Here is a 16293-nt window from a genome sequence, read left to right as displayed (position 1 = left end):
TTAACTGGCGAGGGGATTTTATATTTAAAGGTAATGAGCTGCACAATAAATAAAGTGATTAAGTTGATAGTATAACTCTTTGTATTTACGGAACTTAAACCTTACAAAAAAGATGGCTTTTATATGAAAGTAATCAAATATTAAAGTAGAGGTATGCTTACGAGTCGATTAATCATTTCGTGATTTAGATCACATTTAATTTTCCTCATCTTTTTGTTTTCACTGCAATTATTATCTGGATAACCAAGCCATTATTTGCTCGATTGTTGGAACACCCAGTGCATACTCAGCAAGTAATTGCTCACCATACCCGCCAAAATTCCCATCACTAAAGCAATGTAAACTGTTGTCCCTTGTGTACCCAATAAGAGTGTGGTGACTTTGAAAACGGCAAAGTTTGGTAATGCGCTGATGCTTGCGCTAAGCATAAACTTTTGCCATTGGTTAAATGCTCTATCCTTTGTTGATTGCGAAAACGTCAAACATCGATTGCCCAACCATGTTGTGGTCGCAGCAACGCAAAATGCCAGCCCTCGAGCTATCATTAATTCGACCCCAGCCCATTGAAATAAAACCATAAAAATGAGGGTATCGACGATGAAGCCGACACCACCCACCATAGCAAATGTCAATAATCTACTCATCACGTTACCCTATACCCAAGTGACTTCAAGATGCAGAATTCAGAGCGTTGTCATTGATTCGAGAGCAAGGAAAACAACGCTGTGTAATAGCCAGCTCTTCCCAAGTTGTTTGACGCGACCATTTGTTTGACTAAAAAAGCGAGTCAAAGACACGCTCCCAAAGGGCGCTCTTTGCAAATATAAGGGTCTTGGCTTGTATACTTTGTTGCCGATTCTTGATTTCGACCCACTAGACCTTTAAATCGCCGCCGCGTCTACAAACCAAGTCGTTCTCGCTGAACCTAGCATCTCGAGGTTATTTGGGTATATAACGCAGGTATAGAGCGTGCGCTTTGACTTAGCAGTAAACTCATTAGTACAGCTCAAGGCGTTATCATGGATCAACTTGTCAACTTGTCGTTCTTTACCAATGAGGTAGAACTTATTTAGTTGATTGAGCTCTGTTACATCTTCCAGTTTTTTCGCTTGTCCTTGGCTATAAAATTGACCAGAGAACGGACGTTTCCCAATGTAAAAAACAGGTGCATTGTCGGTGATCTCTGCAAATAGAATACGATCACTTCGGCTGTCTGCTTTGCCCATGTTTAAGACCAACATTGCGATCATGAGCAGCACAGGTAACACTGCTGCCGTGCCAGTAAGCCACTTAAAGTCATATTTATCCACTAACATTGCAATCAGGATACCCAATGCAGGAACACCTGGTAGCACGTAGGCCGGCAAAATGTTCCCTGCCATAGTGAACAAAACCATTGGCGAGATCAGCCAACACATTAAGAAACTGAACAAGCCTTGATGATCCGTTTCTATTGATTTGATTGTGTGTCGGCGCTTCCACACCAGAACAGGCAACACGAGCGACCATGGCGCAGCCGATTGCAGCCAGAATAGCCAAATCATGCCACGTGGTTGGTCATGAGCAGAACCATATAGGTCCCCTTCCCATCCACTTACGACAAAGCGTTTAAAGTGCTCACCAACAATGAAATAATCAATGAACCCCGGCGTCGCCATCTCCGCCATGATGTACCAAGGCAGTGCGATCGCCAACATCAACGCTAAGCCTGAAATCAATGGAAAACGCTGCCACAAGGCTTTAAAAGCACCAAAAAAGCCATGCTGAATAACCAGCCAAGGAAAGACAGCAATCCCCATGATAACAATCGCAACCGGACCTTTTGCGAGTAACCCACACGCCAGACCGAAGAACCCCAGATAGCCCCAAAGTTGGCTGTGTTTGTCTTTTCCGAGCCAACAATAATAAAAGCCAAACATAGCCATTGTCATAGCTAACGTGAGCGCCATATCCGTCATCACCGCGCCCGCTGCAATCGAGAAAATGCCACATGTTGCCAACACTAACGATGCGACAAGCGCACTAAAACCAGCACGGTGCGCCATGGCTGCAACAAAAATAATAGTCGCGACACCCGCTAACCAATGAGGTGCGCGCACCGCAAACTCATTTAGCCCAAATAACTCAATGCCATACGCACTCATCCAAGTAAACAGAGGTGGCTTACCCCAAAATGGCACGCCGTAATCAAATTGTGGGGTGAGCCAATTACCTGTCTCCACCATCAAACGCGCCATTTCGCCATAGCGAGCTTCTGTCGTGTCCATAAGTGGATACGTAGCCAAAGAAATAAGGCGAAGTAACAACGCGAACGCCAACAACAGCCATAGGTGGGTTTTATTAATACTCATGACTACGCAGATTCTCCAAATTTAAACTTCATAGCTTGGATGGTTTGATGTTTTGCTGGTCGCTCGAAAACAGACTGGATAAGGTAAAGAGGTCGTTGCTTGGTTTCGATGAAAATGCGCCCGATGTATTCACCAAGCAACCCGATAGAGAGCAATTGGACACCACCAAGTGCGAGTTGAACCACCATCATGGATGGATAGCCGGAAACTGGCTCTCCAAATACGACCGTTTTCATCACAATGAATGCGCCGTAGATAAATGCACTGAACGCAACTAACGCACCTGCAAGCGTTGCTAGGCGTAAAGGACGGATAGAAAAGGAAGTAATACCGTCCATCGCGAGTCCGATCAGCTTGAGGTAATTCCATTTGGTTTCACCGCAAAAGCGAGCATCACGTTCAAACGGCACCGTAACTTGCTTAAATCCAGGCCAAGAAAAAATGCCCTTCATATAGCGATTACGCTCTGGCAGAGCATTGATGTGTTTGACAACGTTGGCGCTTAATAAGCGAAAGTCTCCAACATTTTCCGGAACATCAAGCTTCGCCATACTGTTTAAGACTTTGTAAAAGCACGCCGCTGAAAAGCGCTTAAACCATGTCTCGCCATGGCGTTCGCTGCGCTGCATGTTGACCACGTCGTAACCTTCACGCCACTTAGATAGCATCTTTGGAATAAGCTCTGGTGGATCTTGTAGGTCGGCATCAATCACGATCACAGCTTCGCCATGACAATGCTCAAGACCGGCACTCATCGCCGATTCCTTACCAAAGTTACGGCTAAGTGCTAGACAGCGAACGTCGCTAGAAGATTGAGAAAAGTTTTGAGCAATCATTAAACTGTCGTCTTTGCTACCGTCATCGACATACACGATTTCACATCGCTCAGGTATGTCATCCAATACTGCTGTGAGACGGCGATGGAATTCTGGCAAGACTTCTTGCTCGTTAAAGAATGGCACCACAACAGACAAGACTGTTTTAGGTCCAGCGTGTTGGCTCACCTTTGAAAAGGTTGCGGCGTGAATGTTGAAGGTTGACATGCTACTCTTCCACTAAATCCAATGAATGGATGCAGTCTACAAGTCACCATGTGAAAGAGATGTTGTTGACATCTTTTTCACACCCTTAGTGCATAATGTTCTGTTAAGAAAAGTCCCTAATTTCCAAAACCTGCCAAATTGGAGAGAAATACATGAAACGCGTACTTTTGGTCGAAGACAATCGAGAAATTGCAGGCATGCTGTTCGACTATTTTGAGTGTGCGGGTATGGAACTCGATTACGCTGACAATGGCGAGCTTGGTCTGAAATTAGCGATGGAAAATACCTTCGATATTATTCTGCTTGATCTAATGTTACCTCGCATGGATGGCTTAACTGTGTGCAATAAATTACGCGAAGCAGGCAACAATACGCCTGTATTGATGCTCACCGCACTCGACAGTCGAGACGACATGTTAAAAGGTTTCAACCACGGTGCGGATGACTATCTGACAAAACCTTTCGATCTAGACATATTGGAAGCACGCATGACCGCTTTGATTCGCCGTTATCGTGGTACGGTCGCGTCTTGCAAGTTAACCTATGGTGAAGTCTCAATCGATCAGAAAACCCGTAAAGCGTATCGCCAAGATAAGCTTCTCGCCCTCAATCCGACCACTTATACGATTTTGGAAATGTTGGTGAAGAACGCACCAGATGTCGTCACTCGCGAAGACATTGCATTTCGTCTATGGCAAGAGAACGAGCCGAACAACGACGTACTGCGCAGCCATATCTACCAACTGCGAAACCAAGTTGATAAGCCGTTCGAACGACATGTGCTCATTACGGTTCCAAAAGTTGGCTTCCGCTTGGAGACAGGTGCATGATCAACCGCTTACTTGCCAGTACGCAAAGCACACAAAGTATGACAGGGCGGCTCGCTCTGTTTTTTTCTTTCGTTTCTGTCGTTATCGGTATTTTCTGCTTTACACTCATCACTGGTGCTCTTTTATGGTCAGAAGATCGCGTCGGCGAGCGCCGGATCATGATCGATAAAAAAGAGGCGATCGAACACTTTCAATCTCATCCAAATGCAGGCGTTATACAATTAGACCTATTGACCACCGCCTACAACGACATTGCCTTAGTACCTGCCCCATTTCAGAAGTATTTAATAGGTAAAAAACATTTTTTGGATGAAGTCGGGGATGAGCCAAGTTCAAGAATGATTTATATGAGCACCTACACCAGTAAAGGTGTAGAGCATCCAGTAATCCTCGTATCCCTGATTGATGAAATCGAAATTACCACCGAAGAGTTCATCATGGTGGTTGCTATGGTGCTGTCTATCGTCGCAGTCTTGGTGTTCTTGTTTGGTAGCTTGTTACTGCGGTTATCACAACGCTTGATCGAGCCTGTTAACGCCCTAAAAACGCAACTTGACCAACACCAAGGTGATCCAACCCAAACCTTTAGTGTGCCAGAGAGTTCGGCAAAAGAGTTTCAAACCTTAGCGGATGAGCTTAATGAATATCGCCGTAAGATCAATCAAGTCATCAAGCGGGAGCAAGCTTTTGCACGTTACGCAAGCCATGAACTACGCACACCATTGACGGTAATGAAAGGCTCAAGCAGTTTATTGGCTAGAAGCGCCAGTACGGATTTTCAAACGCGACAGGTTCATCGTATTCAAGATGCAACGCAACAAATGTCGACGATGGTGGACGCCCTACTCGGCTTAGTGCGGTATGAACGCAATACAGATGACTCACCCGTACGAAGCATTAGCGAAGAAGAGCTCACTCAAATTATTGCGCAAAGTCAGGCGCAAGCGGATGAGAAAGCACTCAGTTTTGATGTGCAGATAAACGGCAACCCCAAAACGCGCGCTACCAATGCGGTCTTGACCATCATTCTTGGTAACTTGATCCGAAATGGCATTGCGGCGACGCCATACGGGGCGATCCATATTGGCATGAACGAAGATACCATTTGGGTTCGTGATGAAGGGGAAGGTTTTTCCAGTATCCCTCATTCAGAAGGGCATGGGTTGGGTTTAATGATTGTGGATGACCTGTGTCACCGCTACGGCTGGCAATTTGACATCGGAACTCACCCAGACGGTGGGTGCGAAGCCGTTATAAATCTTGCATTGGAACATCAAACCTAGCCAAGTGCATTCCACCCTCAGACCAAGGCACCGACTTTGCACTATCGTCTGATGACAACTCCTGTGCGTCGATGCCTTTCGACTCCAAGCGTTGTAGAGTTAGGCGTTGTATAGCGATGCCGCTAGCGTACTCAATCGCTGATGCATCTCAGAGTCCACCTCAGACGCGTCACCAACAGAAAGTAAATCTTCGATAAAACACGCCAATGCCCTCGCCTCGATTGCTCTGATGGCTGCTTGCTGCTCGTCCGATAAATATCCGTAAATGCTCGCCGCGCCAAAGTCACCAAAAATCATCTGCCCTTGCGCGTTAACCAATGTGTTGTGAGCGTATAGATCACCATGACACACCTTGTTGTCATGCAGATGATTAAACACATCTACCATCTGCTCTACAATCAGTTCAATTTGAGTCATCGTCAACTTGAACCCTTCTGGGAAGGTGTCTCTAGTACAAGTTTCAAGAGTTGGTGGCAAACCCAAGTTGTAGTAGCTGTTTGGTATCAGCTCCATCACTAGAGCAAGCTCAGTACCGTCATCCACTTGCGCGATAGATTTGACCAAGTTGTCATGATGACCAGCTTGTAAACATGCTTCAAGTTCATCATGAGGGAAACCATCACTGGTGACCTCACCCTTAAACACTTTCACCGCCACTTCACTCGGGAAGTCATATTGAGCGTCAGTCCAGTTCGCGTGAGAAATCACACCACTCGCACCTTGACCAAGAACATGGTTAAGCGAGTAACTGCTTGTGGTCACTTTAGGCACACTGTCTAGCGAAGATGGATGCTTGCAGAATGGGTTACCTGCGAAAGCCAACCACGCCAATTTAGGCAGCTTCATCAATACATCCGGGAAGTACTCTAACTGGTTCGCAGATAAACGAATCAATTCCAAGTTGACCAAGTTTTCCATGCTGTTTGGCAGTTGTTTGATGCGATTGCCCGCCAGAGCAAGCTTTCTTAGGCGCGACCTTTCACCCAGACTGTTTGGAAGAACTTCAATCTCATTGTCTGTCAGGATCAGCCAGCGTAACTGAGTTGGTAGTGACGCTTCACTTACCTCTTTAATTTTGTTGGTTTTAAACCCAACCATCTCTAGGCTTGGAAGCTTTCCCAACACCTCTGGTAAGTGCGTGAACAGGTTGTTCGAAGCAAAAATGATTTTTAGCTTGGTAAGCTTTTCTAATTCTTGTGGTAATTCAGACAGTGCATTGCCAGATAAATCTAATACTTCAAGCGTGTCTGCAAGCTCTAAAATTTCCATAGGAAACTCTGTCAGCCCTTCCGCCAACTTTAGTTGTTTAATTCCTACTAATTGTCCTGTTTTTAATTGTTCTAGAGTCTGCAAAACCAAGCCTTCTGATTGAGTAGAAATAAGCGGCGTAGTTTACGTGGCTTGAGGCAGAAAGGCGAGCCATGGAATATCGTCTTATTAAAGAAACCCATTGTGCTTATGATAGAGCATCAGGAATAACCGAATCTGATGCTCTGAAACCCAGACTTTTTATCTGGGTTTAATGGCGTTACACTACGCGCCCTTTTTAACGGCAAGGTCGCGTGGTTGGACACGTCAGCAGTAGCATGAAACTCTCTGAAAGCCCGATAACTCAACATAACTTTAATGGTCACACGTTTTTTCTTAAGCGTGATGACATGCTGCATTCTCACTTTTCTGGGAACAAAGCACGTAAATTTATGGCGTTGATGGAAACACAGAACAGCGATACCAAAACGCTCATCAGCTACGGCTCAGCTCAATCCAATGCGATGTACTCTCTTGCCGCTCTGGCGCAAATCAAAGGCTGGAACTTCGAGTTCTATGTTCAACATATTCCGTCTTGGCTTAAAGACTCCCCTATCGGCAACTATCGAGGTGCGCTTGATTTAGGTATGAGCATCACCGCGATGCAAGACCTTGGTTCAACACTGCATCCAACCGAATACATCGAGCAAGTACGAGGCTTGGACGATACGACCTTGGTCGTCCCGGAAGGTGGTAAAGCGAAGATTGCCGAAGCTGGGGTAAAACAACTAGCGAGAGAGCTGCTTGATTGGACACGCCTTGAAGGCAGAAAACAGTTTGTAGTGGCGTTACCATCGGGAACCGGAACCACCGCACTGTACTTAAGTAAACACTTAAAACCTCATGGAATCGAGGTCGTGACCTGTGCTTGTGTGGGTGATGCGCACTACCTCACTGAGCAATTCAACACGCTAGAAACCGAAAATCACCCCACTATTCTCTCAGTACGCGATAAACATCATTTCGGTCGTTTATATCAAAGCGATTACGCGACGTGGAATGCGCTCTACGATCAAACCAACCTAGAATTCGATCTACTGTATGACCCTTACATGTGGCAATGCCTAAAGCCGTGGTTGGCAGAGAATGAAGATAAAACGTTGATTTATATCCACCAAGGTGGGTTACTTGGCAACGAATCGATGTTGCCAAGGTATCAACGAGAATTTGAATAAACGAAGTAGCGTTACTTAATAAGCGCTAGGATAGATTTGAACTCTGGCGCTCTGCAATCTTCTACCATTTCATACAAGCACATCTCTACGCTCGTCAGGCCGACTCCGTTTGCGGTTAATTTTGCTAGTGCCAGTGCTTTGTTTGCCGCTGTTCGCGAAGAGACACAATCGGTCACTAGCTCCACTTTGAAGCCCATTTGACGCAGCGATACCGCCGTTTGATATACGCAAATATGCGCTTCGATACCACAAACTAACCACGTATCAATATTGGCGTTTTCTACTGCAAGTTTGAATGTTGGTTCTTTCACACCATCAAAAGTGTACTTTGCGATCGGCAAGTGCGCCTTATCCAACACCTCTCGGATCGGTTCTACTGTTGGTCCCAAACGTTCCGGATTTTGCTCAAGCCAAACAATCGGTAAATTCAGAGCTTTCGCGCCTTTGACTAATTTGGTGGTGCTTTCAATCAAGGCTTCACTTTCGTGCATCAAGGTTGCGAGTTTACCTTGTACATCGACAACAATAAGACCAGTTGTATTTTTCGATAGCATTCTTATCTCCTTTGCGGGCTTGAAGCACCTTTCTTTGTTGCTCCAAGCTTTCGAACATAATCAATGTATACCCAAGTAACCTCGAAATGCTAGGTTCAGCGAGAATGACTTGGTTTGTAGACGCGGCGGCGATTTAAAGATCTAGGGTCTGTTGACCTTTTGAGCTGATTTTTGCAGCAGTTTGTGGGTTCTTTATACAAGGCAGAGGCTTTGAAATGTAGTTGCCCTACCTGATAAGCCGATAACGCAGTAGAAAGGAGCCACAAACGCTGCCCGAAGGGTTCGGCTAAAAGCGTTTTACTCTTTGTTGAGAGGATTTTGCTTAGAATAACTAGGCTACAAACCTCTCGCCGCGATTAAAACGCTTTTATCTCGAACAAAATTTAACCGCAAAAGGTCAACAGACCCTAGTAATTCTAAATCAAGAATCAGTATCTCCGCCGTCAAGCAAAGTGACAAAGTGACTGTCTGCTCACGCTATTTGAATTTTTCTCTAAACAAATCAATCAATGCCTTTACCTTATTGGGTAAGAACAAATTAGAAGGATAAATCAGTGTCAAATGCTGCTTAGGGTGGGTAAATTCCGGCAAAACCTCGACCAGCTTACCGTCCTCCAGCGCTGGCTTTGAATGCACCTGTGGAATAAAGGCGATGCCATTACCAGCAATCGCCATTAGACGTAGCAAATTTAAATCGTCCGACCTCACAGCGACATGAAGTTCAGGGTCTAACAAATCGGCGTTGTAGCGATTTGTTAGCAAACGGTGATGCTTTAAATCTTCCATACTTTGCAGTTGTGGATGCGCGTCAAGGTAAGCTTGAGATGCAACGAAGTGGCTACGATATGGCAACAAGCTGAATTGAACGTAACTGTCATCAGACACTTTGGCCACACTCGGTAGGAGTTGTAGATCGAACGCTTGGCGCTTGAGATCCACACTCTCTTGATGGTTTTCAATCTCAACCGACATCTCAGGATAACGCGTGGTGTACTCGTTTATAATCCAGTTAAATGCTGCCGAGCTCATCAAGGCGGATGGAATCGCGACACGCACTTTCCCCGTCAACTCTTGTTGATATTCATGCATGACATTCAAGCCTTGCTGAATATGTTCTATCGGTTGCCCAACCAATTCAAACAAACGCTTACCATGTTCGGTTAACTCTATCGTTCGTGTTGTACGGATCAATAATGGGCAGCCTAAGGCTTTCTCTAATTCCTGCAAGCGACGGCTTACTTTTGAGCGCTGCAATTGATTTGCCTGCGCTGCCGCGCTAATGCCACCGTGCACCACGGTTTGGCTAAACAAGTGAAGATCATCAAAGCTTACGTTCATTGTCCTACTTTTAGGTCGCTCATGCACTTATTGCCATTCTACTGAACTGTGACCAACTTCTCTATAATCCTTTGTCTTATTTGCTTGTTAGCCCCATAAATTCAGGTATCAGTTATGACAGCGGATCATAAATTCAAACACTGGATGCGAACACTTATTGTCCTGTTCATTGTACTATTTTTCTACATTATTATTGCCGACCGCCACGCTCCCATCACCACCGAAGGTCGAGTGCAGGGCTATGTGGTGCAAGTTGCACCTGAAGTCTCAGGAAAAGTCACCGACGTACTGATTGAAAATAACCAGTCAGTCCACCAAGGTGATGTCCTATTCAAGATTGACGATAGAAAATACAAGATTGCTCTAGAGCAAGCTGAACTATCTCTACAATCGGCATATGAAAAAGAAGCGACCCTTTACTCTCAACGTGAAGCTGCGCAAGCAAACATTGCGCGCGCCGAAGCGACTTATAACAACGCTCATCGTGAGTACACACGATTACAAAAGCTATCTAAACAAAAGGTGATTTCACAGTCCACGCTAGACAACGCTTACGCGCAAAACCAAGTCTCTCGCGCGGCACTTAAAGCCGAGCAACAAAACCTGAAAGTGATTGAAGCGCAACTGGGGGATAAAAAAGGGCAAAGCACTGCGGTACGTATTGCCCAAAATGGCATTGAAAAAGCCCAGCTCGATCTTGCCAATACGGCAGTCATGGCACCAAGCGACGGCGTTGTAACGAACCTACAGTTAGAAGTGGGTACCATGGCAAACACCAATATGCCAATGCTGACATTTGTCCCAACTGGTTCTATGTGGGTTGCAGCAGATTTTCGAGAAAAATCCGTCGCAGGAGTTGATAAAAACTATCACGCAATGGTGGCGTTCGATGCCAATCCAGGCTCAGTATACGATTTCGATTTATCCAGCCGTGATTATGGTGTTGCTGCGGCACAACAAACGCCGAACGGTGCACTGACCAAAGTAGAAGTAAACAATCGTTGGGTACGTGATGCGCAGCGCACTCGCGTTAATTTGACCAGCCAAGAGGCGCTTCCTTCATCGTTATTCGTCGGTTCACGTGCCACCATTGTGCTTTACCCAGACAACAGTCCATTCTGGAAACTGATGGCACAAGCACAGATCCACCTCGCAAGCTGGTTCCACTTTATCTATTAGGTGGCAGTGATGAAGACACTACGTATTTGGTTTGGCTGCTCAATGGGATTGGCATTGAGCATGATCTTTGGTTGGTCTTACGGCTTTTTTGCCATCATGCTGCCATTGTTCGTTCTTGGACGCATGGACCACTTCAGCTTACCCTTAGTTTTGATGGTCTTCTTCTCCGCAATTTGGACCACAGTACAAGCGACCTTTATTCTTGAATACCTTCAGTTTCATCCCTTACTAATGTTTGCTGCGGTGGGCATTATGATGTTGTTTAAGTGCGTTGCAATGATGAACCCAAAGACGTATTTATTTGGCTACATGGGGTTATTGGTTGGCTCGATTGTTCTGAACTTTGCTAGCTACGATTTCATGGATATTGAAGAGTTCAACGTCAATCTTTGGGTGATCTCTTTCAGTAACATCTTCGTTTGTGCTCTCGCTTATTGGTTATTCCCAGAGCCAGAGTCGAAGATCTTGCAAACAGAAATGACCACGCCAGTAAAAAGCGATATCGACTACATCAGCCAAGTTGCTATGGGTTGGGTAGTAGCGATGGCAGCATTTTTGGTGTTCCAAATAGGTGATTTGTACGACTCGCTTTCGGCGCAGGCTTCAATCCTCATCATCCTAACGCCAATGACACTGGCAGGCTCAATGGCCATGGCGAAAATCCGTATCATCGGTACAGCGCTAGGTTGTATCGCGGGTATGGCGGTGCAGTTAATCTTGGGCAGTTGGTTTGGCTACGGTCTGTTGTTTTGGCTGGCGTTTACTATTGCAATGGGACCTTTCTGCTTGTGGCTGACTAAAGGTCAGGTCAAAGCAGCTATCGCCTTCTCGGCAATGTCAGCGTTATCTGTACCACTCACCACTTCCTTAGTGCCTGAACAGAAAGACGCATTCTTCTCCATCTTGTACCGTTTTAGTTCGATATTCGTAGCAGTGCTGCTGACCGCCATGGTGATGTGGGTAGTACACCACTGGATTCGCGTGATGTTATTGAAGCATCCTGAGGTGAAGAACGTGGAATTGAATTAAGCCTTGTCTGAGGCGGAAAACGAAGTATGCCGCTCATTTTACTGTGAGCGGCATTCGAGCTTTATATCCCGTAATGCTTAACTAATGTTACGCGCTTATGCCTGAAGTGAGCTCATCAAACTCAACAGCGATTGTCGCTGTTCATTGGGAAGTGCTGCAAATAACGTTGCCATTTCACCAAAAAACTCGGGCCCCATTGCGGCAACCAGCGCTAGCCCTTGTTTTGACAACGATATTTTAACTGAGCGCTTATCAACTAAATCATGTTTTCGGACGACAAGCTCTTTTGCTTCTAAGCGCTCCAATCGGTTTGATAGTGCGCCTGAAGATGGCAATAATGTCTGCTCTTTGAGTGCTTTTGCCGTCAGCTCATAAGGCTTGCCTGAACGGTATAATGTCGCTAAAACATCAAACTCCGACGGGTTTAATCCATGCTTCTTGCAAAAGTGGCTTCTGGCGTCAGAAAGTGAAGTACCAAACCGAACAAACAATGTCACAAGTTCAATAATATTTCCGTCCAACTCTTGGTTTATCGATAGCCACTGTTCTGCAACTTGCTTGCTCGTCATGCTCAAAATAATGAATCCGTGTAATAACGCTCTATACCATTCTACTCTTGTTGCTTATCACCACTGTGCCATACACGGCGATGCTGCTTTTTAAAAACAAGCTTTGCATCGAAGTAGAGAACTTCAAGAATAAGACCGAACGTAAATAGTACCATTACTGAAATTGCGAAAACATCTACGAAAAAGCCTATTAGGGTTTTAATTACTGCTTTTACCAAATCCAACACCTTCATCACCTCTTATTTCACTCATGCTTTTACTCCTTTCTCTTGCCTGACGTCCGCATGATCTGATTTTAGATTCAGCAGATCAGAGAAAAGATCAATTAAGGTGACTTTAACCTCATTTTATGTTTAAGTAAATTATGTTTACTTAAACATAATTTACTTAAAACTGGATCGAGGCAACGCATGAAAATCATCTTGGCAATCTTAGCGCCCTTACTTTGGGGAACGACTTACGCCGTCGTTTCATCAGAGTTTGTGGGTTGGTCACCTTTTGCACTAGCAGTATGGCGAGCCCTACCTGCTGGCTTCATCCTATTGATTTTAAAGCCAACTATGCCCAAGTTATCAGAGCTCCCTGCTCTACTTTTAATTGGCTTCCTTAATATTGCGTTGTTTTTTGGTTTGTTATTCGCTGCAGCACTGCGACTGCCTAGTACTTTGGTTGGAGTAGGCATGATCGCTTTGCCTGTTGTGAGCTTGGCAATCATGGGGATCGCGCATCAAATCAAACCCTCCATGATCCAATTGATGTCGGCAATGGTGCTATTGGCGTGTTCCGCTTATCTATTCTTAACCAGCCGCGCACCCATCAGCCTATCAGCGGTATTACTCTTGGTTGGTGCCATGAGTGCATTGATTGCAGGAAGTGTTGTTGCTAAACACGTGATGAAGAAAATCCATTGGTGGAAGTTACTGACATGGAAGCTCATCTTTGGCGGCATCATTTTATTGCCTCTCGCCTATTGGGACGTTTTTTCGGGGGGAATCATCACGGTTCCTTTATTGCCAGAGAACTTAGAACAATGGCTGGCGATGGGTTGGATTGTCATCGGGTTAACCTCAGTGGCCTACGGAGCTTATGTCTATACCATCCCTTTAATTACCACTAATGAGCTCAGCTTCTTTGGCACCTTTAACCCGATTCTGGCGATGATCTTAGGCGTCACGCTCATGGGAGATTCCCTGACTCACGTACAGATTGGTGTGATGACATTAATGGTCGTCTGCAACTTGATCGCCCAGTTCTTTGAATACAGGAAGAAGCTCCCTACTGAGCAGGAAGTAATCAATTATTAACCCTGGTGTCGTTAACATTGTGCGTAAAGAAAAAACCAAGCACTCAGTCTTGGTTTTCTCTGTATCCTTAACTATCGATACAAAAATTAGTCAGCAATCTCGTTACGGATGATTTGCGCCCCTAAACTCAGTGCATTCAGCTTTGCAGTTGAAACTTCACGAGGTAAAGGTGCCATGCCACAGTTAGTACAAGGATAGAGTTTATCGGCATCGACATACTTAAGTGCTTCTCGTAGTGTATTTGCTACTTCTTCTGGCGTTTCAATCTCGTTGGTTGCCACATCAATTGCACCAACCATCACTTTCTTGCCACGGATCAGTTCAAGTAGTTCGATAGGCACGCGCGAGTTGTGACACTCAAGCGAGATAATATCGATGTTTGATTTTTGCAGTTTTGGGAACACTTCTTCGTACTGTCGCCATTCAGTGCCTAAAGTTTTCTTCCAATCCGTGTTAGCTTTGATGCCGTAGCCATAACAAATATGCACTGCCGTTTCGCATTTTAGTCCTTCGATAGCGCGCTCTAAGCAAGCAATACCCCAGTCATTCACGTCATCAAAAAAGACGTTAAATGCCGGCTCATCAAATTGGATAATGTCGACACCTGCCGCCTCAAGCTCTTTTGCTTCTTGATTAAGGATCTTGGCAAACTCCCATGCCAATTTTTCACGGCTTCCATAGTGAGCGTCGTAAAGCGTATCGATCATCGTCATCGGTCCCGGCAGCGCCCATTTGATCGGTTGTTTGGTTTGCTGGCGCAAGAACTTCGCATCTTCCACAAACACGGGTTTGGTTCGGCTTACGGGACCAACAACCGTCGGCACGCTCGCATCATAGCGGTTACGGATGGTCACAGTTTTTCGGTTCTCAAAGTCTACGCCACTAAGGTGTTCAATAAATGTCGTCACAAAGTGTTGGCGAGTTTGCTCTCCGTCACTAACAATATCGACGCCTGCCAATTCTTGCTCTTGTAAAGAGACACGCAGCGCATCGCGTTTACCATCAATGAGTTCCTCGCCTTGCAGTTTCCATGGTGACCAAAGTGTTTCAGGCTCTGCAAGCCAAGATGGCTTAGGTAAGCTGCCTGCTGTTGAAGTCGGTAATAGTGTTTTCATCGTCATTCCCTTTCAAATTCTAAATTGATTACGCGTAAGCGGCAGACCATTGCTCAAGGATTGATTGATAAGGTTTAATGAAATGCTCCTCAGCAAATTTCCCTTGTTCAATTGCAAGCTGGCTGCGCTCTTCGCGGTCATAAACGATTTGGGTCAACGAGTGATCGAGGTTCTTCAAGTTTGGCTGGTAACACTGCCCTGCTACCGCGTTCGCATTGTAAATCTCTGGTCGATAAATCTTTTGGAACGTCTCCATGGTACTGATGGTACTGATCAGCTCTAGGTTCGAATAGTCATTCAAAAGGTCGCCGAAGAAGTAGAACGCCAACGGCGCGACACTGTTTGGCGGCATAAAGTAGCGCACTTGCAAGCCCATCTTTTTGAAGTACTGCTCGGTTAGTGATGATTCATTTGGCTGGTATTCAAAACCTAGAACCGGATGCTGGTTTTCCGTGCGGCGGTACACTTTATTGTCCGATACACTCAAGCAAATCACTGGCGGCTTCTGGAAATGTTGTTGGTACGATTCTGATTTCACAAAGGCTTTAAACAGCTTGCCATGCAGTTCACCAAAACCTGCTGGGATACTGAATTTCGGCTGGTCTTTATTGTGGTCCAACAGTAAAACACTAAAGTCATAGTCACGCACATAAGAAGAGAAGTTGTTGCCCACAATCCCCTCGATACGTTCGTTGGTTTTGCGGTCAACAATGTTGGTTTTAAGCACTTCGATGGAAGGGAATGCTTCACCACTGCCTTGGATATCCATATCAACCGAGATGATTTCTAATTCCACACAATAGCGATCGCCAGTCGGGTTATCCCAATGTGCCAATGCATTAAAGCGGTTGTCGATCATTCGTAGTGCATTACGTAGGTTGTCTTGACGACTGCTCCCACGAGCCAAGTTTGCAAAGTTAGTGGTGATACGGGTGCTGTCTGACGGTTGGTAGTTCTCATCAAAACGAATGCTTTTGATAGCAAAGGTGAAATCGTTATTCATGGTGACTTGGTATCCTATTTCCTTAGATAAACGCTGACTGATTACTCGCTCTGTTCTTGGGGATAGTTTTGTTTTTTGATTATCCCAATCGTCAGTTTGTGCAGCGTTCTATCTTGAAGGATTCGGACCAAAAACAACTGTACAGTGCCTGACACCAGAGCAGTCTGTTTTTTATACTTGCTTCATTGCGTGAAGAATATTGGTATTACTTC

The 16293-nt window shown here is 45.3% G+C and carries 16 protein-coding genes; 6 read left to right on the top strand and 10 right to left on the bottom strand.

The annotated features are described in order from the left end of the window. Positions 1–251 precede the first annotated feature (251 nt). From QMY49_RS03840 to QMY49_RS03830, 3 genes are all read right to left on the bottom strand, one after another. Positions 252–644 (bottom strand): GtrA family protein, encoded by a 393-nt coding sequence (locus QMY49_RS03840; protein ID WP_017817886.1) that lies wholly within the window; start codon positions 642–644, stop codon positions 252–254. Positions 645–881: 237 nt separating this feature from the next. Beyond that, positions 882–2351, bottom strand: coding sequence for an ArnT family glycosyltransferase (locus QMY49_RS03835; RefSeq protein WP_005444982.1), 1470 nt, complete (start codon positions 2349–2351; stop codon positions 882–884). 2 nt (positions 2352–2353) lie between these two features. After that, on the bottom strand, positions 2354–3394 hold the full coding sequence (locus QMY49_RS03830) for a glycosyltransferase family 2 protein (RefSeq protein WP_155487629.1): 1041 nt from the start codon (positions 3392–3394) through the stop codon (positions 2354–2356). 152 nt (positions 3395–3546) lie between these two features. Here QMY49_RS03830 and QMY49_RS03825 point away from each other — a divergent pair, with 152 nt between their 5' ends. Then, positions 3547–4224: a response regulator transcription factor gene (locus QMY49_RS03825; RefSeq protein ID WP_005444974.1), complete on the top strand. Its 678-nt coding sequence runs from the start codon at positions 3547–3549 to the stop codon at positions 4222–4224. Then, positions 4221–5507 (top strand): sensor histidine kinase, encoded by a 1287-nt coding sequence (locus QMY49_RS03820; protein WP_283312852.1) that lies wholly within the window; start codon positions 4221–4223, stop codon positions 5505–5507. Before QMY49_RS03825 ends, QMY49_RS03820 begins: the two co-directional genes overlap by 4 nt. 99 nt (positions 5508–5606) lie before the next feature. Here QMY49_RS03820 and QMY49_RS03815 read toward each other — a convergent pair whose 3' ends face one another. Beyond that, positions 5607–6860: a leucine-rich repeat-containing protein kinase family protein gene (locus QMY49_RS03815; RefSeq protein WP_283312849.1), complete on the bottom strand. Its 1254-nt coding sequence runs from the start codon at positions 6858–6860 to the stop codon at positions 5607–5609. Positions 6861–7093: 233 nt separating this feature from the next. Here QMY49_RS03815 and QMY49_RS03810 point away from each other — a divergent pair, with 233 nt between their 5' ends. After that, entirely contained in the window at positions 7094–7990 is an 897-nt protein-coding gene (locus tag QMY49_RS03810) for a 1-aminocyclopropane-1-carboxylate deaminase/D-cysteine desulfhydrase (RefSeq protein WP_283312846.1), read from the top strand. 11 nt (positions 7991–8001) lie between these two features. Here the strand turns inward: QMY49_RS03810 and QMY49_RS03805 are convergent, their stop codons facing one another. Next, a complete protein-coding gene (locus tag QMY49_RS03805) occupies positions 8002–8544 on the bottom strand; it encodes an isochorismatase family protein (protein WP_005444966.1) in 543 nt (180 codons plus the stop codon). A 477-nt stretch (positions 8545–9021) separates the two neighbouring features. After that, positions 9022–9882, bottom strand: a complete 861-nt coding sequence (locus QMY49_RS03800) for a LysR family transcriptional regulator (RefSeq protein WP_283312844.1) — start codon at positions 9880–9882, stop codon at positions 9022–9024. 114 nt (positions 9883–9996) lie between these two features. Here QMY49_RS03800 and QMY49_RS03795 point away from each other — a divergent pair, with 114 nt between their 5' ends. Next, entirely contained in the window at positions 9997–11061 is a 1065-nt protein-coding gene (locus QMY49_RS03795; RefSeq protein WP_172580819.1) for an HlyD family secretion protein, read from the top strand. A 9-nt stretch (positions 11062–11070) separates the two neighbouring features. Beyond that, positions 11071–12090 (top strand): DUF2955 domain-containing protein, encoded by a 1020-nt coding sequence (locus QMY49_RS03790; protein ID WP_005444960.1) that lies wholly within the window; start codon positions 11071–11073, stop codon positions 12088–12090. 95 nt (positions 12091–12185) lie between these two features. Here the strand turns inward: QMY49_RS03790 and QMY49_RS03785 are convergent, their stop codons facing one another. Further along, on the bottom strand, positions 12186–12659 hold the full coding sequence (locus tag QMY49_RS03785; protein ID WP_050936843.1) for a MarR family winged helix-turn-helix transcriptional regulator: 474 nt from the start codon (positions 12657–12659) through the stop codon (positions 12186–12188). Between the two features lie 41 nt (positions 12660–12700). Continuing rightward, positions 12701–12892 carry a hypothetical protein gene (locus tag QMY49_RS03780; RefSeq protein WP_005444950.1) on the bottom strand — a complete coding sequence of 64 codons (192 nt, stop codon included), beginning with the start codon at positions 12890–12892 and terminating at the stop codon, positions 12701–12703. A gap of 177 nt (positions 12893–13069) precedes the next feature. On the opposite strand from QMY49_RS03780, the gene QMY49_RS03775 reads away from it, so the two are divergent. Then, complete coding sequence (locus QMY49_RS03775) at positions 13070–13963, top strand: DMT family transporter (RefSeq protein WP_045489511.1); 894 nt, start codon at positions 13070–13072, stop codon at positions 13961–13963. A gap of 86 nt (positions 13964–14049) precedes the next feature. Here the strand turns inward: QMY49_RS03775 and QMY49_RS03770 are convergent, their stop codons facing one another. Both QMY49_RS03770 and QMY49_RS03765 read right to left on the bottom strand, forming a co-directional pair. Then, positions 14050–15078 carry a methionine synthase gene (locus tag QMY49_RS03770; RefSeq protein WP_005444948.1) on the bottom strand — a complete coding sequence of 343 codons (1029 nt, stop codon included), beginning with the start codon at positions 15076–15078 and terminating at the stop codon, positions 14050–14052. A 28-nt stretch (positions 15079–15106) separates the two neighbouring features. After that, entirely contained in the window at positions 15107–16081 is a 975-nt protein-coding gene (locus tag QMY49_RS03765) for a DUF1852 domain-containing protein (protein WP_005444946.1), read from the bottom strand. Positions 16082–16293 lie beyond the last annotated feature (212 nt).

This window comes from Vibrio harveyi (assembly GCF_030060435.1).
GTDB lineage: Bacteria > Pseudomonadota > Gammaproteobacteria > Enterobacterales > Vibrionaceae > Vibrio > Vibrio harveyi.
The sequence above is the reverse complement of the archived record's forward strand: the minus strand, read 5'-3'. Positions and strand labels throughout refer to the sequence as shown.